This window comes from Brevibacterium pityocampae (assembly GCF_039541555.1).
In the GTDB taxonomy this organism is placed as follows: domain Bacteria; phylum Actinomycetota; class Actinomycetes; order Actinomycetales; family Brevibacteriaceae; genus Brevibacterium; species Brevibacterium pityocampae.
In genome coordinates this window covers 182,438-205,083 of sequence record NZ_BAABGL010000006.1, presented here as the reverse complement: position 1 = coordinate 205,083, position 22,646 = coordinate 182,438, and the positions used below count along the sequence as shown (strand labels likewise).

Below are 22,646 nucleotides of genomic sequence, written 5' to 3'. Positions count from 1 at the left end.
ACCCCGAGAAGCGGATGCCGCTGGCGGGGCACCTCGTCGAACTCCGCAACCGCGTCCTCCTCTCCGTCATCGCCCTCGGGCTCGGCGCCGTCGTGGGCTGGTTCCTCTACGATCCGGTCCTCCAGTTTCTCCAGGCCCCGGTGATGGAGGTGTCCGCGCAGGACGGCCGCGTCGCGGAGGTCAACTTCGCCGGCGTCGCCTCCCCCTTCGACATGAAGGTCAAGGTCGCGGTCTTCATCGGCTTCTTCCTCACCTCCCCGTTCTGGCTCTACCAGGTATGGGCCTTCATCGTGCCGGGCCTGACGAAGAAGGAGAAGCGCTACTCCCTGGGCTTCCTCGCCGCCGCGATCCCGCTGTTCCTCGCCGGCGCCGCACTCGCCTCGTTCGCCCTGCCGAACGCCGTGCGCACGCTCACCGCATTCACCCCCGAGGGTGCGACGAACATCATCCCGGCGCAGGACTACCTCAACTTCGTCATGCTCATCATCGTCGTGTTCGGCATCGCCTTCGTGCTGCCGGTCCTCATGGTGGGCCTCAACCTGCTCGGGCTGCTGTCGGCCGACACCATCCGCAAGTCGTGGCGCTGGGTCGTCGTGCTGATCTTCGCCTTCGCCGCGATCGCCACCCCGACCCCCGATGCGATCTCGATGTTCTTCCTCGTCATCCCCATGACTGCACTGTTCGTCCTCGCCTGGGTGCTGTGCTGGCTCGGCGACCGGCGGCGGAAGGCGCGGATGATCGCCGAGGGCACCTGGGAGGATCCCGCCGAGCTCGACGACTGAGCCGCGAGCGGCCCGGAGGGCGGCGGACGCGCACCTCGAGGCGGTAGAGTCGAGGGCATGGACGACCGCATCCCGCCTGCTCAGGCCTACGCCGCATCGCGGAAGCGCGCAGCGGAGGCGGCCACCCCGTTCGGACGCTTCACCGCCGCGCTGTCCTACGGACTCGACCCGTTCCAGGAGCAGGCGTGCCGGGCGCTGGCCGACGGGAGATCCGTGCTCGTCGCCGCCCCGACCGGCGCCGGCAAGACCGTCGTCGCCCAGTTCGCGGTGCTGCTCGCCACCGAGCAGGACGTGCGCGTCTTCTACACCACCCCGATCAAGGCGCTGAGCAACCAGAAGTTCGCAGAGCTCAGCCGGGAGTACGGGGCGGACCGGGTCGGACTGCTCACCGGCGACGTCTCGATCAACCGGGACGCGCAGATCGTCGTGATGACGACCGAGGTGCTGCGCAACATGATCTACTCCGGCACCGACCTCAGCTCCCTCGGCTACGTCGTGCTCGACGAGGTCCACTACCTCGGCGACCGGTTCCGGGGACCGGTGTGGGAGGAGGTCATCATCCACCTGCCCGCCCATGTCGCACTCGTCAGCCTGTCGGCCACCGTGTCCAACGCCGAGGAGTTCGGCGCCTGGCTCCGCGAGGTGCGCGGGCACACCGAGGTCATCGTCAGCGAGCACCGGCCGGTGCCGCTGTACAGCCACGTCGCCGTCGGCACCGACCTCCACCCGCTGTTCCAGGCCGGGGCGCCCGGGCAGGTCAACCGCGACCTCGAGCTGGCGGTGCGGCCCTTCGTCTCCCGGGGCTCCCGGCGGGACCGCCGCCGGCCCATGCACGCACGCTTCCAGCGGCCCTCGCGCACCGCGCTCATCCGCGAGCTCGACGAGGACGACCTGCTCCCGGCGATCTTCTTCATCTTCTCCCGCAATGGCTGCGATGCCGCCGTCGAGCAGTGCCTCGCCGCCGGCCTCGACCTCACCGACAAGGCGGAGAAGCGTCACATCATGGCCCGCCTCGAGGAGCTCCACGACGAGCTCGGCTCCGAGGACCTCTCCGTGCTCGGCTACCACACCTTCTCCACCGGTCTCATCCACGGCTTCGGAGCACACCACGCGGGTCTGATCCCGCAGTTCAAGGAGCTCGTCGAGGAGCTGTTCGTCGACGGCTGCCTGCGCGCGGTGTTCGCCACCGAGACCCTCGCGCTCGGCGTCAACATGCCGGCGCGCACCGTCGTGCTCGAGAAGCTCACGAAGTTCAACGGCGAATCCCATGTGCAGATCACCCCGGGGGAGTACACCCAGCTGACCGGGCGCGCCGGACGGCGCGGGATCGACGTCGAAGGCCACGCCGTCGTCGTCTGGCACCCGAGCACCGAGCTCGCCGACATCGGCTCGCTCGCCTCGAAGCGCACTTACGCGCTGCAGAGCCGATTCACCCCGACGTACAACATGACGGCGAACCTGCTCGCCCGGCTGACCGAGCACGACGCCGCGAAGGTGCTCGAGACCTCGTTCGCCCAGTTCCAGGCGGACAAGGGCGTAGTCGGCCTGGCCCGGCGGGTGCGCCGCAACGAGGAGGCGCTCGCAGGCTACCGGACGTCGATGGAGTGCGAGCGCGGGGACTTCGAGGAGTACGTGCAGCTGCGCCGCACCCTGTCGGAGATGGAGAAGCGGGCCAGCCGCTCACGCACGAAGATCAAGCAGCGGGAGACGATCGAGTCGCTCGGCCGGCTCAAGCACGGCGACGTCATCGTGCTGCCCTCGAAGCGGATCGACGGCACCGCCGTCGTCATCACTCCGATGAGCAACCGGGACGGCGAGCTGCGGCTGCCGACCGTGCTCACCGAGCAGGGCAAGGTGTGGCACCTGCGGATGCACGAGATCACCGAGCCCGCCGTGGTGCTCGGACGCCTCAAGATGCCCAAGCGCTTCAACCACCGGCAGGCATCGGAGCGCCGCGCGCTGCGCGATTCCCTGCTCGCCGCGATCGCCGACGGCCGTGTCGCACAGCCCAGCGAGGCCGCGCAGCCGGCCAAGGGTGCCCGGGTCCAGTCCGAGGAGATCGCACTCGTCCGCGAACAGCTCCGCAGCCACCCCTGCCATTCCTGCCCCGACCGCGAGCACCACGCCCGGTGGGCGGAGCGGGCCGCGAAGCTGCAGCGCGACACCGCCTCGCTGACGAAGCAGATCGAAGGGCGCACGACCTCGATCGCGCAGGTGTTCGACCGGGTGCGCCGCGTGCTCACGACCCTCGGGTTCCTCCCCGACGACGCCCGAATCCTGCGCCGCATCTACGGGGAGCGGGACCTCCTCACCGCGCTGAGCGTGCGCGCCGGGCTGTGGGACCCGCTGTCGGAGCCGGAGGCCGCGGCCTTCGCCTCGAGCCTCGTCTACCAGGCCCGGCGCACCGAGGGGTACTTCAACCCGCGGATCCCCTCCGCGAGCCTCGAGCACGCGCTCGTCGAGCTGCGGAGCACCTGGCAGAACCTCTACCGGCTCGAGGTCGACGCGGACCTGCCGGTGACCCCGGAGCCCGAGTTCGGCCTCGTCGAACCGATCTTCCGATGGACCGAGGGGAAGTCGCTGTCGGCGGCACTGGCCGGATCCGACATCGCCGCCGGGGACTTCGTCCGCTGGGCCAAGCAGACCCTCGACCTGCTCGGCCAGGTCGCCGACGTCTGCGAGCCCGCGACCGCGGTGGTCGTGCGCCGCGCGGCGGACGCGATCCGCCGTGGGGTCGTCGCGGATTGAGACCCCGCGGGGCGGCTGTCAGCGACCGATGCGCCGGACCACGGACTCGATGTCGGAGCCGAAGGTCGAGTCCGTCGACAGGTAGGTCCACGTCGAGGACGGCCGCTTGAGCCCGTATGCGGGCAGGTCGATGCCCGCGTCGGTGAACTCCGCCTCCTCCACGACCTCGGTCGCGCGCTCGAGGACATCGGTCCAGAACCCGGAGAACGCGCCGATCGACTCGGAGTTGAATGCCTCGTGCGGCTTCTCCCGGGCGAGCGTGCGCAGGTGGATGCCCTCGCGCAGATCGTTGAGGAACGCGAGGTGCTCGACCCACCGGTTGTCGAGGGTGAAGAGCAGGACGTCGCGGATCGCGGCGTCGACGGTGTCCTCCCCGTGCGCCTCGTCGAGCTCCTCGACGCGCTCCGGCAGCTCCGCGCGGACCTCGGAGATCCCCGCCTCGCCCTCCCGGATCGCCTTCCGGCGCTCGAGGACGAGCTCGCGCTGCTGGGCCATGAGCTCGTTGAAGCGCCAGGTGTCGCGGTGGACCGCGGTGTTCTCGCCCTCGGCCATGCGCTGGGCGTGCTCGACGAGCTGGGCGGCGCGCTTCGAGGCGATGTGGCCGTGCTCGTCGCCCTCCTCGATGAACCGCTGGGCCTCCGGCACGCGGCTCATGAGCTCGTCCTCGAGGCTGGTGAAGAACACCGAGGAGCCCGGGTCGCCCTGGCGGCCGGCGCGGCCGCGCAGCTGGTCGTCGAGGCGGGAGGACTGGTAGCGGCCGGCGCCGATGACGAGCAGCCCGCCGGATTCGGCGACGGATTCGTCGGCGAGCCGGATGTCGGTGCCGCGCCCGGCCATCTGGGTGGACACGGTGACCGCCCCGGCCCGCCCGGCGCCGGCGATGATCTCCGCCTCTGCGGAATCGTCCTTCGCGTTGAGCACCTGCGCATCGATCCCGCGGGTGCGCAGCCGCTCGGCGAGGCTCTCGGATTCCGCCACCGAGCGGGTGCCGATGAGCACGGGACGGTCCGCGGCATGCTGCTCGACGACCTCGTCGACGATCGCGCGCTCCTTCGACTCCTGGAAGGTGTAGAGACGGTCCGGCTCGTCGACGCGGATGACCTCGAGGTGGGGGTCGACCGGCACGATCTCGAGCCCGTAGAACTCGCGCAGGTCCTCGCCCACGGCGACCGCGGTGCCGGTCATGCCGCACACCGTGTCATAGCCGTGGATGAGCTCCTCGACGGTCATCTGATCGAGGATCTCGCCGCTGTCTGTCGTCGACAGCTGCTCCTTGACCTCGACGGCGGCCTGCAGCCCGTCGGGCCAGCGCTGAAGCTCGGCCACCCGGCCGCGGGAGTCGGAGATGAGCTTGATGGCGCCGTCGACCACGAGGTAGTCGACGTCGCGATGGACGAGCGCGGAGGCGTAGAGCGCGAGGTTGACCGCGGCGAGCGTCGCCGAGTCGTCCCCGAACAGGTCGACGTCGAGCTCCTCCTCGACCCGGTCGATCCCGGCGTCGGTGAGCGACACCGCCTTCCGGTCGGGGCTGATCTCGTAGTGCTCGCCGGCCACGAGTCCGGCGACGAGCGCGGCGATCTCCGCGTCCCCCGCCTCGTGGCTGGTGGACCCGGCGAGGACGAGCGGGACGCGCGCCTCGTCGATGAGCACGGAGTCGGCCTCGTCGACGATGACGACGTCCCGGCCGGGCACCCGGATCTCCGCGTCGTCGAGCACGAAGCGGTCCCGCAGCACATCGAACCCGACTTCGGTGACGGAGGCGTAGACGACCTCGGAGCGGTAGGCGGACCGGCGCTCCTCCTCGGTCTGGGTGCCGGAGATCGCGGCCGACTCGACACCGAGCAGATCGAACAGCGGCCTCATCCAGGCCTCATCGCGCACCGCGAGGTAGTCGTTGACGCTGACGAGGTGCACGCGGCGCCCCTGCAGGGCGTAGCCGGCGGCGGCCATCGCGCCGACGAGGGTCTTGCCCTCACCGGTGAGCATCTGCACGATCGAGCCCTCGAGCAGCCCGATGAGGCCGGTGATCTGCTCGTCGTAGGGGCGCTCGTCAAGGGTGCGCTCGGCGGCCTCGCGGGCCAGCGCGGCGAACTCGGTGAGCTGGGTCCGCCGCTCGCCGGTCTCGAAGATCTCCCCGGCCTTCACGGTGATCTCCGCGTCGCTGAGCTCGGCGTACTCCTCGCCGAGTCGTTCGATCTCCGGACGGCTCCTGCTGAGCCAGCCGATGCGCCTGTCGGCCTGGGCGCCGGGCCGGTTGAGCAGTCGGGCGAAGAATCCCATCGCGCATGTCCTCCACAGGGGTCGGGTGTCGGTCCCAGTGTACGCAGGGGACGAGGTGTCCCCGCGCATCCTCCGGGCGGTCGGGGGCGCGGTCAGACACCGGGCCGGGGAGCGGGTCCGCGGCGCGGCTCGAAGGGCCACGAGGGGTCGACGACGGCATTCGGACGGCCGCGCCCGCGCAGGTACTCCTGGAACGAGGCGGCCTGTTCGCGCTTCCACCCGATCTGCGCGGCGTGGAGCGCAGCGGGGGAGTGGGCGGCGATGTCGGGATGGACCGCGGCGATCGCGAGGGCGATCCGGACGGCCGCCTCGGCGTCGGCGAGGGCCTCGTGCGCCTGGGAGAGCTCGACGCCCCAGTTCTGGGACACCGCGGTGAGCGTGCGCGGCCCCCTGCGGAACTGCTGGGCCCGCTTGTCGAGGACGAAGGTGTCGATGACGGGCGGGCAGACGGCGCGGGCGTCGGGCTCGGCACCGGCGCGCTCGGCCTCGTACTGGAGGATCGTGAGGTCGTAGACGACGTTGTGGCCGACGAGCATACCGCCGGCTCCGCGGATGGCGGCGACCTTCGCGAGGATCTCCGGCACCGCTTCGGCGACCGGCCGACCGTGGGCGCGGACGTGCTCGGGGGTGATGCCGTGGATGCGGACCGAGGCGGCCGGGATCTCCACGCCGGGATCGACGAGCCAGGTCAACCGTTCGACCGGGTCGCCGCCCGCGAATCGGACGAGCGCGGCGCTGACGATGCGCGCGGTGTGCGGATCCGTCCCCGTGGTCTCGAGGTCGAATCCCCACAGGGGGGCCTCGGTCCAGACCTCCCCGGCGGACTGCTCCCCGGTATGGGCGGCGGCCGGGACACCTGCGGGTGGGGCGACGTCTGCCGGCGGGGCACCGAGCGCGGCGAGCAGGCGCTCGGCGCTCTGCGTCAGACCGTGGCGGGCGGCGAGCTCGCGCAGGGCGACGGGATCCGGATCACCGCCAGCGGCCTCGACGAACCCGGCCACCGGGAGATCCTCCCGGCATGTCATCACCGTGTGGTTGGCCTCGACCGCGGCGCGGTGCTCGAGGATCGCCGCGGCGCGACGCGGGGACAGCCCGTGGGCCCGCTCGCCGGCTTCGGCGGCGGCGAAGATCCCCGGCAGGTCGCCGTAGCCGGAGAGCAGGGCGGCCGCGGTCTTCTCCCCGATGCCCGGCACCCCGACGAGCCCGTCGGAGGGGTCGCCGCGCAGCGCGGCGAGCGCCCGGTACTGCGCGCCGTCGACGACGCCGTAGGACCCGGGCAGGTCGGCGATGCGCAGCGTGTCCCAGACGCCGGCCTTCTTGGGCCTCATGACCACGAGATCGCGGCCCGGGGCGAGGAGGGAGAGGAGATCCCGGTCGGAGGACACGATGACGACGGATTCGTGCGCAGCGGCGGCGATCGAGGCGATGACGTCGTCGGCCTCGGTGCCGGGCACCTCGGCCACGGGGATCCCGGCGGCGGCGAGGAGGGCGGTGATGAGGGGGAGCTGGACGGCGAGGTCCGGCGGGGTCTCCGTGCCGGCGGCGTCGTCGGTGACGCGCTGCGCCTTGTACTCCGGGACGACGGCGGTGCGGAACGCCGGTCGCCAGTCCGCGTCCATCGCCGCGACGATGCGGGTGGAGCCGGTGAGCTCGACGAGGGAGGCGAGTGTCTGGGTCATCCCGCGGGCGGCGTTGATCGGCATCCCGGCGGGGTCGCGGAGCGAATCCGGGAGGGCGTGGAACGCCCGGTAGTACAGCGTCGGGGTGTCGAGGACGACGAGCGGTTGAGTCACGGTGTCACCCTACAACGGCCCTCGGACACGGGTCCGGGGGAGCATCGCGCCCCGCCCGCCGTGGCAGAATGACCGGGTGACTTCCAGGACAGTTCTGCATCACGGCGACGTCTACAGCAGCGCCGATCCCTTCGCCACCGCCATCGCCTTCGAGGGCGACACCGTGACCTGGGTGGGGTCCGATGAGGCCGCCGCCGAGCTCGGCGGGAACCAGGTCGACCTCGCCGAGGACTTCGTGACCCCGGGGTTCGTCAGCGCCGGGGTGGACCTCCGGGACGTCGAGGTGTCGCCCGCGGAGCTCCTGGCCGCCGGCATCACCACCGCGCACGTCGTGGGGGAGAGCACGACGGTGGAGAACTTCGCCGCCGCCGCGCCCCCGGGGCTCGACATCGTCGCCTACCCGCTCGGGCGCACCGACGCGACCGGCGCGGTGGGCATCGCCGAGCTCGACCCGCAGCACCTGCCGGAGCACCCGCAGTTCGCGCTCGTCGACTCCCCGGAGCAGCTCCGGACCGCCCTCGAGCTGTTCCAGGATCCCGTGGTGCGCACCCACGCGCAGCGCCACGGCTACCGGCTGCTCGTCGGCTGCCCCGTCCCTGCCTCAGGTGTGGAGAAGCTCGCCGGTCACGGCATCCCGGTCACCCTCGACCCGACCCGCCACGAGCAGCCGCTCGGCACCATGCTCTCCGCCGGAGTGCAGCTGAGCTTCGCCCTCGATCCCGCATCCCCCTGGCGCTCGCTCAGCGCAGCGGTGTACGGCGCGGCCGACGGCATCTCCGCACGCGCCGCATTCAACTGCGCGACCCGGTTCGGGCTGCGTGCGCTCGGTCGGTTCGAGGCCGGCGTGCTCGCCCCCGGCGCGCTGGCGACTGCGGTGCGCTGGGAGGTCGACGGGCTCGCGGTGCAGGTCGCCGACGAGCGGGTGGCGGCGTGGAGCACCGATCCGCGCTCCGGTACCCCGGGGCTGCCCGATCTGACCGATCCGGAATCGCTGCCCCGGCTGCGCACGGTGTGGGTGCGCGGCACCGAGGTGTGACCGCTTAGCCGAGCGGCGCGGCGCGGACATGCGCGACACGCCGGGAGTGCTGAGATTCTTCGACCTGTTTTCTGCTCCCGCAACCCGCTGTTCACCTGGGCGGATAGGCATCGTCCCAGGTCAGAGCGATTTTGCGGAACCCTGCTCGGCGGGTAGGTTCGACTCTGACGCTCCCGTTGCGGGAGCGCGACCCGGTTCCCGCCGGCATTAGAAAACGTGGGCCTCTCGGTTCCACGGTCCGAAGTCGGTGGGGCCGGGTCCATCGATTCACGCCGGAGTGCCTCACCGGCCCACCCGCCGGTGTCCTCTAGGGTGGGGGAGTGCCTATGAAGACCCTCATCGTCATCCCCACGTACAACGAGCGGGATTCTCTCCCGCACACCATCGAGTCGATCCGCACCTGGGTGCCCGCGGCCGAGATCCTCGTCGTCGACGACGCCTCGCCGGACGGCACGGGGGAGTGGGCGGACGAGGCCGCGGCGGCCGATCCGCGCATCTCCGTGCTCCATCGCACTGCGAAGAACGGCCTCGGTGCCGCGTATGTCGCCGGCTTCACCTGGGCCCTCGAGCGCGACTACGCGGTGATCTGCGAGATGGACGCCGACGGCTCGCACCGCGGCCGCGACCTGCCGCAGCTGCTCGCGGCGATCGAGGGCGGCGCGGATCTCGTGATCGGCTCCCGCTGGATCCCCGGGGGAGCGGTGGTCAACTGGCCGCGCAACCGCCACCTGCTGTCCCGCGGGGCGAACCTCTACGTCAACGCGGCGATGGGTCTCGGGGTCGGTGACGCGACCGCCGGCTTCCGCGCGTACCGGCGGGAGGCACTTGCGGCGATCGCGCTCGACGACATCGAGTCCCAGGGCTACTGCTTCCAGATCGATATGACGAAGCGGGTGGACGAGGCCGGCTTCCGGATCGCCGAGGTGCCGATCACCTTCGTCGAGCGCGAGCTCGGGGAGTCGAAGATGCACGGCGGAATCATCTCCGAGGCGATGACAAACGTCGCCCGCTGGGGCCTCGAGCGCCGCGGGCGTCAGGTCCGGCGCCTGCTCCGTCGCTGACGCGACATCGGGCGGCGGTCGGCGACCACCACTGAATGCGACGATCCCTGAATGCAGCGATCCCGCCGAGTCCTCTCGGCGGGATCGTGCGCTTTCAGGGGGTCAGCTCTGCAGCGGGGCCTCTCCACGCCGCACTGCCAGCCGCTCGTCGAGCAGCACCTGGAGCTCTTCGAAGGAGCGGCGCTCGAGGAGCATGTCCCAGTGGGTGCGGACGTGCTTCTCCGGCTCCGCCTCGGGCTCCTCGCCGCCCACCCGCATGCCGATGCCGTGGGTTCCCGAGTCCCAGGTCGCGGGCACATCGGCCTCGACGGAGAACGGGACGGTGAAGGTGTGCCCGTCCTCGCAGGCGTACTCGACGACCTGACGCGGCGCCGGCTCGACGCCGACGTCCGATTCGAGGCTCCGCGAGCCCAACTGGGTCCCGCGCAGGCTGCGCTCACTCATTCCTGGTCCACCTTCCGGTCGTGCACGATCGAACAATCCAGTCCAACAGTCTACCGGGCGCTTTCATTCCTCAGGAACGAGGATTCCCCGGCGACGGCGGATCACCCGCAGGCAGGTGATTCCCGAGCACGGCGAGTGCCCGGGCCGGGTGATCGGTGACGATGCCGTCGACCCCGAGCGCGGCGAGCTCGCGCATGTGCGCGGGTTCGTTGACGGTCCAGACGTGGACGAGGAGCCCGGCGGCATGAGCACGGTCGACGAAGCGGCGCGTCACGACGGTGATGCCGGACCGCCGGTGCGGTACCTGGAAGGCATCAAGGTCCGGATCGAACCGGTGGGCGGCCCGGCGGCCCGCGAGCAGGAACGCGGCGACCTCGGCGGTGCCCGCGGAGCTGCGCACGCCCGGAAGCGCGGCACGCAGCCGGGCGAGCCGGCGGGTGGAGAACGACGCGAGGCGGATCCGGTAGCCGATGTCCATCGCGCGGATCAGGCGCACGGTGGAGGCGGTGGACCGGTCGGCCTTGACGTCGATGTTGAAGGACACGCCCGGGAGCTCCTCGAGCACGTCCGCCAGGCGGGGGAGTCGACCGCCGCCGGTGAGCTCGATCCGATCGAGGGTCCGGGCGTCGAGGTCGCCGAGGCGTTCGGGGCGGCCGGCGAGGCGAGCGAGGTCGGGATCGTGGACGGCGTAGAGGACCCCGTCGCGGGAGGCGTGCACGTCCGTCTCGATCCAGTCGAGCCCGAGGTCCGCGCAGCGTCGGAAGCCCTCGATGGTGTTCTCCGCGGCGTCGTCCCACAGTCCGCCGCGGTGGGCGATCGTCTCCGGTCCGGTCATCGCACCCACAGTAGCCGAGCGTCGACCCGCGGGCCCGCCGGTCCACCGGCGCCCGCCTGAGGATCGCCTGTGTGGGTGCGACGAAGCGCTCCCTGACGTTGACCACGGCGGCCGTGACCGGGGACAATCGGCGTATGAGCGATCATCGTGAACCCGTGGAACCGACCGAAGTGTACGACTCGACCCATCGCAGCGCCTCGGATCGCATCCGGGCCGCGGCGGACCAGGTGATCTCCGGCGGCGTGCGCGCCGCCGATGCCGCACGGCTGCGGGCGGAGTCCGCCCGCAGCGGCGTGCGCGACTTCGCCGATCAGCCCGTCGATCGGGTCCGCTCCTACTCCGAGCGCGCCCGTACGGAGAGCGCTCGGATCGGCGACCGGGCGAAGTCCCAGGCCCACCGCGCCGCCGCCCCCGGTGGACCGGTGGACTGGACCGAGACGAAGATCAACGGCCTCATCGCCGGCATCGGCACGCGCCTCTCCGACGCGGTGCGCACCGGCAAGGTCGACCGCGTGTTCCAGGTCGCGCAGGAGGGTGTCACGAAGGGCGCCGGACAGGCCCGCCGCCTGCTCCGCCGCTGACGGACCCAGCACCACCCGCCGGGCATTCAGTCGGCGGAGACGACGAAGGCCCCGATCATCCGATCGGGGCCTTCGTGCGTGCGGTCACTCGCCGCTGTCGATGTCCGGGGTGCGGCTGCCGAGCTGGCTGTCCATGCGGAGCAGTCCGGAGCCGTCGTCGCCGACGATGGTGAGGCGCCCGACGATCTCGCCGACGCTCGCCTCCTCCTCGAGCTGCTCGTCGACGAACCAGTTGAGCAGCGGCAGGATGTCGATGTCGCCCTCGGCCTGGGCGGTGCGGTAGAGCTCACGGATCGCCTCGGAGACCTTCTCCTCGTGGGCGAGAGCGGCCTCGAAGAGCTGCACCGGCGTGCGGCCGGAGAAGCTCGGCGCCTCGATGGTGCCGATCTGCGGGGCGGATCCGCGGTCGAGGGAGTGGGAGATGAACTTGGCAGCGTGGACCTGCTCCTCCTCGGCCTGGGCGCGCATCCACGAGCTCATGCCGGTGAGATCCTGGTTGTCGAGCTCGATGGCGAGCTGGAGGTAGACGATCGACGCGGTGAGCTCGAGGGTGACCTGGTCGCTGAGGGCGCGGGCCATGGTGTCGGACAGACGCATGGAGGCTTCCTTTCGGGTCCGGAACGGTGGAGCATGACGCGAGTCACGCTGTGCTCACATCGTAGTCCTGCAAGGGGAGCGCGGCATGTGTGGATAGGCTGACCTCAGCCTGGGGCCCGGATGAGCAGGCGTTGCGGGCTCCCGTTGCCATAGAAGATGTCGGAACTTCTCCGTCAGATGAGTCGGAACGTCACCCCGCACAGTTCACTATGGCGGTCACTGCGTGCGTACCGTGTCGACGACGATCGCCAGGGCGAGCAAGAGGTAGACAGCCCCGGCGAACTGGTGAAGATGGCGGCTGGCACGTCGATTCTGTGCGAAGCGGGCGGCGAAAGCGCCCGCCAGGAGGCCGATTGCCCCGTACAGCAGAACCTCGGTGGCGACGTTGACCGCGCCCAACATCGCGAGCTGCAGTTCTGGGCTCTCCGCTCTGCCGATGAACTGGGGGAGGACGGCGACGAAGAACAGGATGAGCTTGGGGTTGGTCAGGCTGATGATCACGCCCCGCACGTACCACCGGCCGGCGCGCACCTGATCGATGTCGGTGCTCCCTCGACGCGCGTCGCGCAGGCTCGTCCAGGCCATCCACACCAGAAAGGCCGCCCCGCCCAGTCGCACGGCGTCCAGGACTGCAGGGTTGGCCTGCATGAGCCTGGCCAACCCGAGGACCACCGCGGCGGCGTAGACGCTCATCCCGGTTCCGATCCCGAGGATGGCGCGGGCGGCTGCCCGCCGGCCCCCTTGCAGGCCCACGGCGATCATGTAGGTCATGTCCGGCCCGGGTGGTGCCAAGAAGGCTAGGATCACCCCGACGAAGGCGGGGAGGACCAGCAGGTCAACCACGGGCTTGCCCGTCTATCAGGATGGCCCAGGTGGCAATCGATGCGGGGGACCAAACCGTTGGCTGCCGGGTTGCCGTGAGGTGCGAGCGACAGAAGGCGGGCAGGGGCATGTTCACTCCGCTCGATAGGAACCGTCATGGGTAGTTCTAACAGCCGGTCGCCGTCCGTGCAACCAGCAATGTCGGTTCCGAATTGGTAGACTCGCAGTCATGTCGGCGACCAGATACCCGCCGTTCCGCCCGGGAACGGAACTGGCGATGTGCTTCACCGGAACACTCACCGAGCGTCACGGGGACCGCGTGGAACGCATTCCCGTGCCGTCGCGCCTTGCAGACTGGTTCATCGCCAACGGTCTTGACGTGGTGGCCTGCAGTGAGGCCGATCTTGACCGTGCTCGCGAGCTGCGCGAGGCCGTCCACGTATGCGGCACAGCGGCGGCACGGGGTGAGCCGCTTCCGCCTGAGGCTCGCGAGGTCATCAACATGGCCAGCATCAACGGGTCCGCTTCAGCTCTCCTCACTACGGAGGGTGGCCTTGGTTGGCAGTTGGGACCCGGGGGCCCAGTGGCCGGCGCCCTGGGGGTCGTAGCGCTGAGCGCGATCGGCATCATCTCCGGAGCGCGCGACGGCAGGCTCGCACTCTGCGCATCCCCGACGTGCCGGGCGGCCTTCTTCGACACCAGCCGCAGCCGGACCCGAAAATGGTGCGACATGAACACCTGCGGCAACCGCGAGAAGAAGGCACGTTTTCTGGCCAACAGGCGAAGCGCCGGCGGTTCGTCCCGCGACACGTGATCGGCAGGATCCTCCCGGGTTGAAATGATGGGATGGTGAGCTCGACCGGTCCGGGGCCCACCCCGCGGGTGCGGTTCAATGAGTCGACCTCGGGTGGTCGTTCGGGCCGTTGTGCTCGCTCCGGTGATCTCCTCGGCCCGCTCGGCGAGCATGTTCGCGTCGTTGATCCCCGTGGACACGGCCCGATTCGCGGAGCAGAGGCATCGGCCGATCTCGCAGGTGGCGTGGGCGCTGGAGTTCAACGAACGCCGGGACGGCGTTGCTCTCCCGCAAAGCCGATAATATACATTATGTTAACTACGGGCGGAAGAGGGGAAGAGGGCGGGAACGGCGCAGACGTACCCCCTCCCGGTTCCGCACGTCTGCGCCGGCCCCGCTCCCCGTTCAGCTGAACTGCGAGAAGTCGGGCTTGCGCTTCTCCGCGAAGGCGGTGAACGCCTCCTTGGCCTCCGGGCTCGTCAGACGTGCGGCGAACTCCTCACCCTCGACGCGCATGTGCTCGGTGATCGCCGTGGTGTCGCGCATGAGCTGCTTCGTCGCGCGGACCGCGCCGAGCGGCAGCTGGGCGATCCGGGCGGCGACGGCCTCGATCGTGGGCACGAGCTCGGCGGCGGGAACCGCTGTCGTGGCGAGTCCCCATTCCACAGCCGTGTCGCCTCTCACGGTCTCCCCCAGCGCGAGCATGCTGAATGCGCGCAGGTGGCCGATCCGGGCCGGCAGGAGCATGCTCGAGGCGGCCTCCGGGACCAGTCCCAGGCTGACGAACGGCGTCGAGAGCTTCGCGTCCTCGGCGATGGCGACGTAGTCGCAGTGGAGCAGCAACGTCGTCCCCACGCCGACCGCCCGACCCTGGACGGCGGCGAGCAGCGGCTTGGGGAACTCCGCGATCGCGCGGACGAACCGGCGCACGTGGCGTGGTCCGCTGTCCGGCGTGCTCGCGGCGAACTCGCCGACGTCGTTGCCCGCGGTGAACATGTCCCCCTCACCCCGGATGACGACGACGCGGACCGCAGGATCGTCCTGGGCCGCCTCGAGAGCGTCCGCAAGGATTCCGTACATCTCGTTCGTCAGCGCGTTCTTCTTCTCGGCGCGGTCCATGACGAGCGTGAGGACGCCGTCGGATCGCTCCGTTCGGATGCTGCTGTGCTGCGTGCTGTCATTCATCGTTCTTCTCTCCTGGTGAGAATCGGGTAGTCACGGTTTCCAGCCAGCGCTCGACGAGGGCGAGCTCGCTCGCGTCGAAGCCCTCGCACAGCCGGTCGTTGATGGTGCGGGCGGTCCGGACCGCCTCGGCCCGGGCGGTCCGGCCCTCCGCGGTGAGGACGATTGTCGCGGCGCGCCCGTCGTGCGGGTCGGGACGGCGTTCGACGAGTCCGTCCCGGCTCATCCGGTCGAGCAGACCGGACAGCGCGGAGGGGCTGAGCCGCAGCTGCGCGCGCAGCTCTTTCGTCGGTCGCCCCGAATCGTCGTCCCCGACGGCGAAGAGGATGCCGGCCCGGGCGGAGTTCTGTTTCCCCGCATCGTCGTGGAGGGCGGCCTGGAGCGAGCGTTGCGCGAGGTTGAGCAGATAGATGAAACGGGGCTTCCGCTCAGGGGCGGGCGCGGATCCCGCGAATTCATTTCGCATACGAACAATACTAGGTCACATACGAAGCATCTGTCGAGCGTCGGGTCCATCATTCCGTCACCGCTGTGACGCGAGCACAGTGGTGCTCGGTCATGGACGGTGAGCCCGCACCTCCCGCCACCTGACTGCAGGCCGAGGTCGGGCCGCCTCTCCCCCAGCTTCTCGAGGACCTCGGCCTGCGGGTGGTGCACAGCGCGTGAATGACAGAGCCCGCCCGTCCGGAGAGGACGAGCGGGCACTGGAAGGTTCGGATCCGATCAGCGGTCGGTCGAGCGACGCGAGGACTTCTGGTCGGCCGTCGGCAATACGACGATCGCGAGCAGGGGCAGCACCAGCATCCCGCCGATGATGGCCATCGAGAGCAGCACATCGATCATGTCTTTCACCTCCCACCGAGTCGTCGTGGACAATCCTAACCCGAGGTCAGGACTGCTCCGCACCCGCGTCCGGGCGCGTCGGCACCGCACATCCGTCCGGCCCGCACGCGGCGGCATCGGGCTCCCCCAGCGGCGTCAGTCCGACCTGCGGATGCACCTCCGCCCACACCTGCTCGAGTGCCTGGGTGAAGACCTCGGCCGGCTGAGCGCCGGACACCCCGTACTTCTGCTCGAAGACGAAGAACGGCACCCCGGAAACGCCGATCTGCTGGGCCGCGGCGAGGTCGGCCTGCACCGCGCGCACCACCGTGGGGTCGGTGAGTCCGGCGCGCACCGCGCCGGCGTCGAGGCGCTGCGCCGCCCCGATCCGCACGAGCACGTCCGCATCCGCGATGACCTCGCCGTCGCGGAAGTGCGCGTCGAACAGCGCGTCCTCCACTGCCCCGATGTCCGCACCCGTGGCCTCCGCATATTTGAGCAGCGCGTGCGCGGCGAGCGAGGACGAGGGCACCACGGAATCGAAGTCGAAGTCGAGCCCCTCCCCCGCACCGGCCCGCGCGATCTGCTGCGTCATCGCCTCGACCTGGGCGCGCGGCATGCCCTTGCGCTCGATGAGGTATTCGACCTCGGTACCGTCGTAGCGCACCGGCAGGTCCGGATCGAGGATGAAGGCGTGCCACGCGACCTCGACCTCGTCGCGGTGCGCGAACCGCGCCAGCGCCGATTCGAAGCGGGCCTTGCCGATCCGGCACCACGGGCAGGCGATGTCGGACCAGATGTCGATGCGGATGGTCATGGCGAGGCTCCTCGGGACGGAGGGTCGATGGGCGGTGGAGGAACGGACGGCTGTGGCGGTGGCGGCCGCCCCGGTCCTGCGGGTCCCGGCGGGTCGGACCGGGTGGGCACGGCACCGGCCGGGTGGAGTCCTGCGGGATCGTCCCGCCGGTACGTCAGGCGCCGGAGCAGCGCCTCGGCCGGCCCCCGCCGGCCGCGGGATTCGAGCACTCCGGCGATGACGAGCGAGAGCACCCAGACCGCGACCGCCAGTGCGTAGGCCCCTGCGGTGCCCATCCACTCCCCCATGCCGAATCCCCAGGCCGCCAGCAGCGGAGCGAAGATCAGCGACTGGAGCAGATAGAAGCTCAGCGAGCGCTTGCCGACGGCCGCGACCGCGCGCAGCGGCGACCTGACGCGGGAGCGCAGTCGCAGCGCGAGCAGACCGAACAGCGCGGCGTAGCCGACCCCGCCGGCCATGCCGGTGAGGGTGACGAGCCCCATGGTGCCCCACCACGCTGCGTCCGCCAGCGGCAGGAGGCCGAGGTACGACAGTGCCTGGGGCACGGCGCCGAGGACTCCGATGAGGATCCCCCACAGCGCGGTGCGGCCGAGCAGACGGCGGTGGCGCTCCGAGTCCTCGAGGAAGCGGTGGCGGGCGGCGAACCACCCGAGGAGGATGCAGGCGGGCACCACGAGGCCGAGGAGCTGACCGAACAGGCCGAGGGCGAAGAACAGCACCCGGGCGCCCACCGAGACGAGGTAGTTCCCGTCCCCGCTGAGCATGCCGCGCTGGCTGCCGACGGTGAAGCCGGTATCGCCCGCGAGCTCCTCGGCGGACATGCCGGTGGCCTGCGGCAGCACCCACGAGACCATCACCGCGCCGAACAGGCTGAAGAGCGCGCTGACGGCGAGCATCGCGACGACCACCCAGACGAGGATCTTCAGGGTCCGGTCGGCGCGTCGGAAGAACAGCGCAGCGAGGATGAGGCCGGCGAGTCCGTAGGCGCCGAGGATGTCACCGGCGAACAGGAGTGCGGCGTGGACGAACCCGAAGGCGATCATCCACCAGTGGCGCCGTGCGAGCATCCGCCGGACCACCGGCTCGGGGATCCCGCGCGCCGCGCGCGAGGTCGCGAACTGCACCATCCCGTAGCCGAACAGGAAGGCGAACATCGGATAGACGCGGGCGTCGACGAAGAGGATCGCGAGTGTGGAGAGCGCCCGGTCGAGCACGGTGCCGTCGGTCGGGTGCACGACCGCGGGGTGTTCGTCGCCGCCGTAGAGGAACCACGACACATTGGCGATCGCGATGAACAGGAGCATGACCCCGCGGGCGAGGTCGGGGGCGAGAGCGCGCGGACCCGGTCCGCGGTGCGGCGTGTGCGGCGCGGGACCGGCCGCAGGAGCCGGGCCGGCCGGGCCCCGGCGGGGTTCGGGCGTGTGCATGCGATCGATGCCTTCGGGCGGGGATCGCCGAACGGGGCGGGTGCCGTCGGCGGGGCACTTCGCAGTCTAGCGGGATCCGCGGACTCAGCCGAGGAGCCGGAACCCGAGGCCGAGGACGAGCGGCAGGGTGACCATCGACAGAAGCGTCTGCACGGCGATGAGGGCGGCCATGAGCCGGGCGTTCCCGCCGAGCTGCCGGGCCATGACGTACGCGCTCGGCGCGGTCGCGATCGCCTGGAACACGAGGCCCACGCGAGCCGCCTCGCCGGTGACGCCGAAGGCGAGGAGCGCGGCGACGGTCACCGCCGGCAGGACGAGGAGCTTGACCGCGGCGGCGACGACCAGGCCGACCCCGTGCTCGCCGATCGAGATCGCACGCATCCCCGCGCCGACGCACAGCAGGCCGACCGGCAGGGCCGCGGCCGACAGCGGGTCGAGCACCTCGAGCGCGAGCCCGGGCAGTTCGACGGGGAGCAGGTTGACGACGATCCCGAGCGCGCAGCCGAGCACGAGCGGATTGAGGACCACCGTGCGCAGGAGCGAGAGCCACGAGTGCTTGTCGACGAGGAAGAGCTCGAAGGCGAGCGAGGACAGGACGTTGACGAGGGGGACGAGGATCGCGCCGATGATCGCCGCGAGCGCGAGCCCGGTGTCGGCGAACAGCGCCGCGGACAGGGACAGGCCGATGTAGGTGTTGAAGCGGATGCCGCCCTGGAACACCGAGGTGAACGCCGGGGCGTCGGCCGCGACGAGCCGGTGGACCAGGCACAGGACGCCCGCTGCGCCGAGCGTCGGCAGCACGAGGCCGAGTGCGAGCGGGCCGAGGTCGAAGGCGGCGATGTCGACGGTGGCGACGTTGCGGAACAGCAGGGTCGGCAGGAGGGCGAAGTAGGCGAGCTTCTCCGCGCCCGCCCAGAATTCCGCGGAGGAGAACAGCGGGGTGCGCCGCAATCCGAAGCCCAGGGCGATGAGAGCCGCCACCGGCACGAGCGCGGTGACGATGTCGGCGAATCCCATGGACCTCACTCTAGGAGATCGGCCGTGCTGCAGAACCTGCGGGCGCGGAGTCGGCGGTTCTCGGGAATGATCTCGGACTTGAGTGTGTTCGACTCAATGTAAGGCTTCACCGCACATCTGAAAGGACATGCACATGGCCACCAAGTTCGATCCGATCCGCGATCTCGACCGCTTCTTCTCCGAGGTCACCCGCACCCCCAACACCGCCGCGCTGCCGATGGACCTCTACCGTGAGGGCGAGGTGTTCGTCGCCCGCATCGACATGCCCGGCGTCGACCCGGCGAGCATCGATGTCGACGTGCAGGACCGCACGCTGACCGTGCGCGCCGAGCGCACCGCGAACACGAGCACCCAGGACATCAAGTGGCTCACCCGTGAGCGTCCCACCGGGACCTTCGCCCGTCAGCTCACCCTGGGCAACCGGATCGCCCTCGACCAGATCTCGGCGGACTACACCGACGGTGTGCTCCTGCTGACGATCCCGGTCGCGGAGGAGGCGCGGCCGCGCAAGATCTCGGTCGCCCACAACCAGGGCACCGACCGCAGCACCACGGTCACCACGGACCTGGGCACCTCGACCGGCACCGACTCCGGCACCTCGGGCACCGGCACCTCGGTCTGAGGATCCTCGGGGCGTCCCTCGCCCCGGTGACAGCGGAACCGGCCGGGACATCGCATCACGCGATGTCCCGGCCGGTTCTTCCATGTCCGGGCGTCGGCCGGCGCCTCACTCCATCGAGAGCACGATCTTGCCGAAGCGGAGGTTCGAGTCGAGCTGGGAGTGCGCCTCGGCGACCTCGTCGAGCGGGTAGACGGAGTCGATGACGGGATCGATGTCCCCGTCGGACACCATCTCGAGGAACCCGGCGAAGTCCCGCGGGGACCCCATCGCGGTGCCGAGGATCCGCTTGTGCTGGAGGTAGAGGGTACGGATGTCGAAGTCGGAGACGATGCCGCTGTCACCGGTCCCGCCCATCGACAGCACCGCTCCCCCGCGCCGCAGCAGCAGCACGGACTCCTGGAGCGTCGATCCCACCGAGTCGAGGACGAGGTCGGCCTCTCCGATCTCGTCGCGCAGCCGCAGCTCCCAGTCCGGGACGGTGTAGTCGACGCCGACCGCAGCGCCCATCTCCTCGGCGAGCCGGAGCTTGTCCTCGCTCGAGGACGTCACCGCGACGCGCGCGCCGGCCTTGACGGCGAGCTGGAGGGCGATGAGCGACACGCCCGACCCGGCGCCGAGGATGACGAGGGTCTGGCCGCGCCGCAGCCGCCCGACGGTGAACAGCGCCCGGTATGCGGTGAGGCCGGACAGCGACAGCGCGCCGGCCTCCGCCCAGGCGAGGTGGCGCGGTTTGGGGAACAGGCAGGCCTCGTCGACCGCGATGAGCTCCGCGTAGGTGCCGCCGTCGGGCCCGCCGCCGAGCACCGCGTAATCCGGTCCGGGGCAGGCGTCGTCGTCGCCCCAGCGCAGGGACGGCAGGATGATGACCTCCTCCCCCGTGTCACGGCGGATGCCGGCGCCGTCGGAGCCGAGGATCACCGGCAGGTGCGGTCGGTAGCCGGGGCCGATCCCGCCACGGATGAGCGCGTCGCGGCGGTTGATGCCCGCGGTCCGCAGCTCGACGAGGACCTGACCGGCCTTCGGTTCGGGGTCCGGGATCCCGGTGCATCCGAGGACCTCCGGTCCGCCGTGCTCTGTCAGCAGGACTCCGCGCATTCTCGTGTCTCCTCCTCAGTCGATTCCGTTCCTCATCCTCCCACGGATGGTTCTGCCCTCATGCGGATCCGGCGTCGGTGAGACGCTGTGCGCGATAGCTGAGACAGAGGTACGGGAGGTCGAGGCGGGTGCCGAGTGCCACGGGGTGCTCCTCGGCGAAGTAGTCGCGGAGGTTGGCCTCGACGCGCTTGCGGATGTGCCGCGGCGAGCGCAGCCAGTAGGAGCGGGTGGCGGCGAGGTCGACGATGTCGTCGACGCCCACCGGGGTGCTGAACTCGTCGAGGCGCGCCTCGACACGACCGAACCCCGGTCCGAGCTCAGGGCGCCAGTGCGGGCGGTAGACGTCGCCGGCGTGCATGATGCGGCTCAGCCGCAGCACCCAGTCGACGCGCACATCGAGCTGGTTGAGCACGATCCACAGCACTCCGCCCGGGCGGAGGACGCGGGCGATCTCCGCGGCTGAGCGCTCCGGGTCGAGCCAATGCCAGGCCTGGGCGACGGTGACGAGGTCGACGCTGCCGTCGGCCAGCGGGATCGACTCCCCAGTGCCGAGGATCCCGCGGGCCGGGTTGCGGGCGAGCGCCTGGCCGTCGGGGTCGACGGCGACGACCTCGAGGCCGCGCTCGAGCAGCGGGCGCGTGAGCTTTCCGGTGCCGGCGGCGAGGTCGAGCACCGCTCCCCCGTCCGCCGCGATCGCATCGACGAGCGCGTCCGGGTAGCCGGGACGCACCGCGTCGTAGACGTCCGCGGCCGTGCCGAAGCACCTGCCGTGCGCCTCGCGGCCGGCGGCAGGCATGCGCGGGCCGGCCAATCAGACCTGCTCCGCGAGGAGGAACTCCGCTCCGGTGTCGGCGCACACGTGCTGCAGCTGACCGACGAGGGTGTCGGCCAGCGGGATCCCGTGGGCGGATCGCTCGGCGCGGATCCTGGTCTCGGGGTCGCCGGCGACCTGCACGGGATGCGCCGGGTCGACGGGCTCGAGCCCGCGCAGGGTGTCGCGCAGCTCCTTCGCGTAGTCGGCGGCCACGCCCGGGTTGATGAGCTCGGTGTCGATCGCGAGGAAGAAGTAGCCGACGTCGTGGAACCCGGCCTTGCTGCCGGGCTGGTCGGCGCCCGGGATCGCGGCGGACAGGAGCTGGATCATCGTGGCCAGCGCGTAGCCCTTGTGGCCGCCGGACAGGGTGCCGCGCCCGCCGATCGGCACGAGGCCGTGGCGGTCGTCGTGGCTGCACAGACCGGCGTACGCGGCCCCGGCGTCGGTCTCGACCTCGCCTGCGTCGTCGACGACCCACTCCGCGGGCAGCGGCTCGCCCTTGAGCCCGTAGACCTTGACCTTGTTGAGGGGGACGACGGAGGAGGCCATGTCGATGACGATCGGCTCCTCCCCGGTGACGGGGGCGGCGAAGGCGAGCGGATTCGTGCCCATGAGCGGGTGGCGGGAGCCGGTGGGGGTCTGCAGGGCCTCCCGGGTCGAGCACAGGGCCATGCCCATGAGCCCCTCCTCGGCGGCCATCCGCGCGTAGTAGCCGGCGGCGCCGAAGTGGTTGGCGTTGCCCACCGAGCCGAGCCCGATGCCCATCTCCTTGGCCTTCGCGATCGCCTCGCGCATGCCGAGGTGCGCCGCGGTGTGGCCGAACCCCCGGTGCCCATCGATGAGGCTGAAGGCCCCGGCGCTGCGGGTCACCTCGGGCACGGCGTCCGGGTCGGTGGTGCCGGCGGCGATCTCCCGGTGGTAGATCGGCAGCATCGAGATGCCGTGGGAGTCGACCCCGGAGAGGTCGGTGGCGAACATGACGTCGGTGCACACGGTGCGGGTGGCGTCGTCGACGCCGAAGCCGGCCATGATGGCATCGATCTGGGAACGGGTCGAGTCCGGTGTGTATCGTTTCATG

The 22,646-nt window shown here is 70.8% G+C and carries 21 protein-coding genes; 7 read left to right on the top strand and 14 right to left on the bottom strand.

Annotation, left to right across the window (positions count from 1 at the left end; genetic code table 11):
• The first annotated feature begins 14 nt into the window (after nucleotides 1–14).
• Nucleotides 15–782, top strand: a complete 768-nt coding sequence (gene tatC, locus ABD883_RS07030; RefSeq protein WP_137320478.1) for a twin-arginine translocase subunit TatC — start codon at nucleotides 15–17, stop codon at nucleotides 780–782.
• A gap of 57 nt (nucleotides 783–839) precedes the next feature.
• A complete protein-coding gene (locus ABD883_RS07025; RefSeq protein WP_247424596.1) occupies nucleotides 840–3,530 on the top strand; it encodes a DEAD/DEAH box helicase in 2,691 nt (896 codons plus the stop codon).
• Between the two features lie 18 nt (nucleotides 3,531–3,548).
• On the opposite strand, the gene secA2 is transcribed toward ABD883_RS07025, so the two are convergent.
• Together secA2 and ABD883_RS07015 are read right to left on the bottom strand one after the other, a co-directional pair.
• On the bottom strand, nucleotides 3,549–5,810 hold the full coding sequence (secA2, locus tag ABD883_RS07020) for an accessory Sec system translocase SecA2 (protein ID WP_345031006.1): 2,262 nt from the start codon (nucleotides 5,808–5,810) through the stop codon (nucleotides 3,549–3,551).
• A 92-nt stretch (nucleotides 5,811–5,902) separates the two neighbouring features.
• Nucleotides 5,903–7,603, bottom strand: coding sequence for an exonuclease domain-containing protein (locus tag ABD883_RS07015; RefSeq protein WP_295687291.1), 1,701 nt, complete (start codon nucleotides 7,601–7,603; stop codon nucleotides 5,903–5,905).
• A gap of 76 nt (nucleotides 7,604–7,679) precedes the next feature.
• Here ABD883_RS07015 and ABD883_RS07010 point away from each other — a divergent pair, with 76 nt between their 5' ends.
• Together ABD883_RS07010 and ABD883_RS07005 are read left to right on the top strand one after the other, a co-directional pair.
• Nucleotides 7,680–8,639: a metal-dependent hydrolase gene (locus ABD883_RS07010; RefSeq protein ID WP_247424587.1), complete on the top strand. Its 960-nt coding sequence runs from the start codon at nucleotides 7,680–7,682 to the stop codon at nucleotides 8,637–8,639.
• A 326-nt stretch (nucleotides 8,640–8,965) separates the two neighbouring features.
• Nucleotides 8,966–9,700: a polyprenol monophosphomannose synthase gene (locus ABD883_RS07005; RefSeq protein ID WP_247424584.1), complete on the top strand. Its 735-nt coding sequence runs from the start codon at nucleotides 8,966–8,968 to the stop codon at nucleotides 9,698–9,700.
• A gap of 102 nt (nucleotides 9,701–9,802) precedes the next feature.
• Here the strand turns inward: ABD883_RS07005 and ABD883_RS07000 are convergent, their stop codons facing one another.
• Nucleotides 9,803–10,144 (bottom strand): RNA polymerase-binding protein RbpA, encoded by a 342-nt coding sequence (locus tag ABD883_RS07000; protein ID WP_345031000.1) that lies wholly within the window; start codon nucleotides 10,142–10,144, stop codon nucleotides 9,803–9,805.
• Between the two features lie 70 nt (nucleotides 10,145–10,214).
• Nucleotides 10,215–10,979, bottom strand: a complete 765-nt coding sequence (locus ABD883_RS06995; RefSeq protein WP_265809333.1) for a glycerophosphodiester phosphodiesterase family protein — start codon at nucleotides 10,977–10,979, stop codon at nucleotides 10,215–10,217.
• 134 nt (nucleotides 10,980–11,113) lie between these two features.
• Here ABD883_RS06995 and ABD883_RS06990 point away from each other — a divergent pair, with 134 nt between their 5' ends.
• Complete coding sequence (locus tag ABD883_RS06990; RefSeq protein WP_295687298.1) at nucleotides 11,114–11,560, top strand: hypothetical protein; 447 nt, start codon at nucleotides 11,114–11,116, stop codon at nucleotides 11,558–11,560.
• Between the two features lie 84 nt (nucleotides 11,561–11,644).
• Here ABD883_RS06990 and ABD883_RS06985 read toward each other — a convergent pair whose 3' ends face one another.
• Nucleotides 11,645–12,157 carry a ferritin gene (locus tag ABD883_RS06985; protein ID WP_247424572.1) on the bottom strand — a complete coding sequence of 171 codons (513 nt, stop codon included), beginning with the start codon at nucleotides 12,155–12,157 and terminating at the stop codon, nucleotides 11,645–11,647.
• Nucleotides 12,158–12,373: 216 nt separating this feature from the next.
• The gene (locus ABD883_RS06980; protein WP_247424569.1) at nucleotides 12,374–13,000 is read right to left on the bottom strand and encodes a LysE family translocator; all 627 of its coding nucleotides are present in this window, start codon (nucleotides 12,998–13,000) and stop codon (nucleotides 12,374–12,376) included.
• A 208-nt stretch (nucleotides 13,001–13,208) separates the two neighbouring features.
• Here ABD883_RS06980 and ABD883_RS06975 point away from each other — a divergent pair, with 208 nt between their 5' ends.
• Entirely contained in the window at nucleotides 13,209–13,793 is a 585-nt protein-coding gene (locus ABD883_RS06975) for a CGNR zinc finger domain-containing protein (protein WP_247424566.1), read from the top strand.
• 384 nt (nucleotides 13,794–14,177) lie between these two features.
• Here ABD883_RS06975 and ABD883_RS06970 read toward each other — a convergent pair whose 3' ends face one another.
• The 5 genes from ABD883_RS06970 to ABD883_RS06950 all read right to left on the bottom strand — a co-directional run bounded on the left by ABD883_RS06970 (nucleotide 14,178) and on the right by ABD883_RS06950 (nucleotide 19,037).
• The gene (locus ABD883_RS06970) at nucleotides 14,178–14,957 is read right to left on the bottom strand and encodes an enoyl-CoA hydratase (RefSeq protein WP_295687304.1); all 780 of its coding nucleotides are present in this window, start codon (nucleotides 14,955–14,957) and stop codon (nucleotides 14,178–14,180) included.
• Entirely contained in the window at nucleotides 14,950–15,420 is a 471-nt protein-coding gene (locus ABD883_RS06965; protein WP_295687307.1) for a MarR family winged helix-turn-helix transcriptional regulator, read from the bottom strand. Before ABD883_RS06965 ends, ABD883_RS06970 begins: the two co-directional genes overlap by 8 nt.
• A 423-nt stretch (nucleotides 15,421–15,843) precedes the next feature.
• A complete protein-coding gene (locus ABD883_RS06960; RefSeq protein ID WP_345030995.1) occupies nucleotides 15,844–16,593 on the bottom strand; it encodes a DsbA family oxidoreductase in 750 nt (249 codons plus the stop codon).
• Nucleotides 16,590–18,020 carry a DUF418 domain-containing protein gene (locus tag ABD883_RS06955; protein ID WP_345030993.1) on the bottom strand — a complete coding sequence of 477 codons (1,431 nt, stop codon included), beginning with the start codon at nucleotides 18,018–18,020 and terminating at the stop codon, nucleotides 16,590–16,592. The genes ABD883_RS06960 and ABD883_RS06955 overlap by 4 nt, the downstream gene beginning before the upstream one ends.
• Before the next feature lie 84 nt (nucleotides 18,021–18,104).
• Nucleotides 18,105–19,037, bottom strand: a complete 933-nt coding sequence (locus ABD883_RS06950) for an AEC family transporter (RefSeq protein WP_295687312.1) — start codon at nucleotides 19,035–19,037, stop codon at nucleotides 18,105–18,107.
• Between the two features lie 133 nt (nucleotides 19,038–19,170).
• On the opposite strand from ABD883_RS06950, the gene ABD883_RS06945 reads away from it, so the two are divergent.
• Nucleotides 19,171–19,659, top strand: coding sequence for an Hsp20/alpha crystallin family protein (locus tag ABD883_RS06945; RefSeq protein ID WP_137319667.1), 489 nt, complete (start codon nucleotides 19,171–19,173; stop codon nucleotides 19,657–19,659).
• Between the two features lie 105 nt (nucleotides 19,660–19,764).
• Here ABD883_RS06945 and ABD883_RS06940 read toward each other — a convergent pair whose 3' ends face one another.
• The 3 genes from ABD883_RS06940 to ABD883_RS06930 are packed head-to-tail and all read right to left on the bottom strand — an operon-like array spanning nucleotide 19,765 to nucleotide 22,645.
• Nucleotides 19,765–20,754 (bottom strand): quinone oxidoreductase family protein, encoded by a 990-nt coding sequence (locus tag ABD883_RS06940; RefSeq protein WP_137319666.1) that lies wholly within the window; start codon nucleotides 20,752–20,754, stop codon nucleotides 19,765–19,767.
• A gap of 58 nt (nucleotides 20,755–20,812) precedes the next feature.
• On the bottom strand, nucleotides 20,813–21,565 hold the full coding sequence (locus ABD883_RS06935; protein WP_345030988.1) for a class I SAM-dependent methyltransferase: 753 nt from the start codon (nucleotides 21,563–21,565) through the stop codon (nucleotides 20,813–20,815).
• Nucleotides 21,566–22,645 carry an Ldh family oxidoreductase gene (locus tag ABD883_RS06930; protein WP_137319664.1) on the bottom strand — a complete coding sequence of 360 codons (1,080 nt, stop codon included), beginning with the start codon at nucleotides 22,643–22,645 and terminating at the stop codon, nucleotides 21,566–21,568. It abuts the gene before it with no gap.
• Nucleotide 22,646 lies beyond the last annotated feature (1 nt).

Coding starts and splice junctions, on each gene's coding strand:
- ABD883_RS06970 (WP_295687304.1), bottom strand. CDS start 14,957: ATGAATGACAGCACGCAGCACAGCAGCATCCGAACGGAGCGATCCGAC.
- ABD883_RS06945 (WP_137319667.1), top strand. CDS start 19,171: ATGGCCACCAAGTTCGATCCGATCCGCGATCTCGACCGCTTCTTCTCC.
- ABD883_RS06930 (WP_137319664.1), bottom strand. CDS start 22,645: ATGAAACGATACACACCGGACTCGACCCGTTCCCAGATCGATGCCATC.
- ABD883_RS06995 (WP_265809333.1), bottom strand. CDS start 10,979: ATGACCGGACCGGAGACGATCGCCCACCGCGGCGGACTGTGGGACGAC.
- ABD883_RS06990 (WP_295687298.1), top strand. CDS start 11,114: ATGAGCGATCATCGTGAACCCGTGGAACCGACCGAAGTGTACGACTCG.
- ABD883_RS07025 (WP_247424596.1), top strand. CDS start 840: ATGGACGACCGCATCCCGCCTGCTCAGGCCTACGCCGCATCGCGGAAG.
- ABD883_RS07000 (WP_345031000.1), bottom strand. CDS start 10,144: ATGAGTGAGCGCAGCCTGCGCGGGACCCAGTTGGGCTCGCGGAGCCTC.
- ABD883_RS06960 (WP_345030995.1), bottom strand. CDS start 16,593: ATGACCATCCGCATCGACATCTGGTCCGACATCGCCTGCCCGTGGTGC.
- secA2 (WP_345031006.1), bottom strand. CDS start 5,810: ATGGGATTCTTCGCCCGACTGCTCAACCGGCCCGGCGCCCAGGCCGAC.
- ABD883_RS07005 (WP_247424584.1), top strand. CDS start 8,966: ATGAAGACCCTCATCGTCATCCCCACGTACAACGAGCGGGATTCTCTC.
- ABD883_RS06950 (WP_295687312.1), bottom strand. CDS start 19,037: ATGGGATTCGCCGACATCGTCACCGCGCTCGTGCCGGTGGCGGCTCTC.
- ABD883_RS06975 (WP_247424566.1), top strand. CDS start 13,209: ATGTCGGCGACCAGATACCCGCCGTTCCGCCCGGGAACGGAACTGGCG.
- ABD883_RS06955 (WP_345030993.1), bottom strand. CDS start 18,020: ATGCACACGCCCGAACCCCGCCGGGGCCCGGCCGGCCCGGCTCCTGCG.
- tatC (WP_137320478.1), top strand. CDS start 15: ATGCCGCTGGCGGGGCACCTCGTCGAACTCCGCAACCGCGTCCTCCTC.
- ABD883_RS06965 (WP_295687307.1), bottom strand. CDS start 15,420: ATGCGAAATGAATTCGCGGGATCCGCGCCCGCCCCTGAGCGGAAGCCC.
- ABD883_RS06985 (WP_247424572.1), bottom strand. CDS start 12,157: ATGCGTCTGTCCGACACCATGGCCCGCGCCCTCAGCGACCAGGTCACC.
- ABD883_RS06940 (WP_137319666.1), bottom strand. CDS start 20,754: ATGCGCGGAGTCCTGCTGACAGAGCACGGCGGACCGGAGGTCCTCGGA.